The sequence below is a fragment of the Mycobacterium celatum genome, from assembly GCF_002101595.1.
GTDB lineage: Bacteria > Actinomycetota > Actinomycetes > Mycobacteriales > Mycobacteriaceae > Mycobacterium > Mycobacterium celatum.
In genome coordinates this window covers 1-1255 of the sequence record NZ_LQOM01000019.1, presented here as the reverse complement: position 1 = coordinate 1255, position 1255 = coordinate 1, and the positions used below count along the sequence as shown (strand labels likewise).

The window sequence follows — 1255 nt, the reverse complement described above, 5'->3', positions numbered from 1 at the left end:
GCGGCGCTGAGTCCTGCCGAGCGTGTGGAGGTGTTGTTTGAGGAGTTGGCGGAGTTGGCGGGTCAGCGTAATGCGATTGATTCGCGCATTGTGGCGATCGCCGCCGAGCTGGATGGCGACGGGCTGTGGGGGATGACCGGTGTGCGCTCGTTGGCGGCGTTGGTGGCTTGGAAGCTGGGCTTGTCGTCGACGACTGCGCACACGATCGCCACGGTGGCGCGCCGACTTGAGGAGTTTCCGCGGTGTGCGGCGGGCATGGCCGAGGGTCGGTTGTCGCTGGATCAGCTCGGGGTGATCGCCGCGCGGGCCGGGCAGGGTTCGGATGAGCATTACGCGGCGTTGGCGGCGGTGGCCACGGTCAATCAGCTGCGTACCGCGGTCAAGCTCGAACCGCGACCCGAACCCGATGATGCCCGGCCTGAGCCGCAGCGTTCGATCACCAAGACCGCCGATGAGCAGTTCAGTTGTTGGCGGATCAAATTGCCGCACGATGAGGCGGCCAAGTTCGACGCCGCGCTCGGGTCGCACCTGGATGCGCTGATCGCCGAGTGGAAGCGCGATCACGGCGGCGGCACGCCAGCTGAGAATTGTCCGCCGTTGCCTTCCACGGTGGAGGCGTTTATGCGGCTGGTCGAGGCCGGCTGGGATGCCGAGGCGGCGCGGCGCCCGCACGGGCAGCACACCACGGTGGTGATGCATTTCGATGTCGAGCAGCGCGCCGCGGCGCTGCATCTGGGTCCGCTGCTATCCGACGCTGAGCGGCAATACCTGTCCTGTGATGCCACCTGTGAGGTGTGGTTCGAACGCCACGGGCAGCCCATCGGCGCCGGGCGTACTACCCGGGTGATCGGCCGGCGGCTGCGCCGCGCGCTGGAGCATCGCGACCGCATGTGTGTGGTGCCCGGCTGTGGGGCCACCCGAGGTTTGCACGCCCATCACATCCGGCATTGGGAAGACGGCGGCCCCACCGAGTTGGCCAACCTGGTGCTGGTCTGCCCGTATCACCATCGGCTGCACCACCGCGGCGACATCACCATCACCGGAACCGCCGAGGATCTGCTCGTCACCGACAGTGACGGTCAACGCCTTCGCGCCGGATCGCTGGCGCGCCCACCCAAGCGTCCCCCGCCCGCTGTGCCGCCGTGGCCCGGGCCCCTCGGCGAGCGCGCCGACTGGTGGTGGTACGACCCCTTCCAGCCCCAACCCCCACCAGCAAACAACTAAGTCAGCTACGGCAGACCAAACAGGTTGAGGC

Annotated in this window: 1 protein-coding gene; it reads left to right on the top strand. The window is 68.0% G+C overall.

Going from position 1 to position 1255, the window contains the following annotated elements; genetic code table 11:
* Positions 1-1224, top strand: a 1224-nt coding sequence (locus AWB95_RS05880) for an HNH endonuclease signature motif containing protein (RefSeq protein WP_428838829.1), incomplete at its 5' end; no start/stop codon positions are given.
* Positions 1225-1255: the final 31 nt, after the last annotated feature.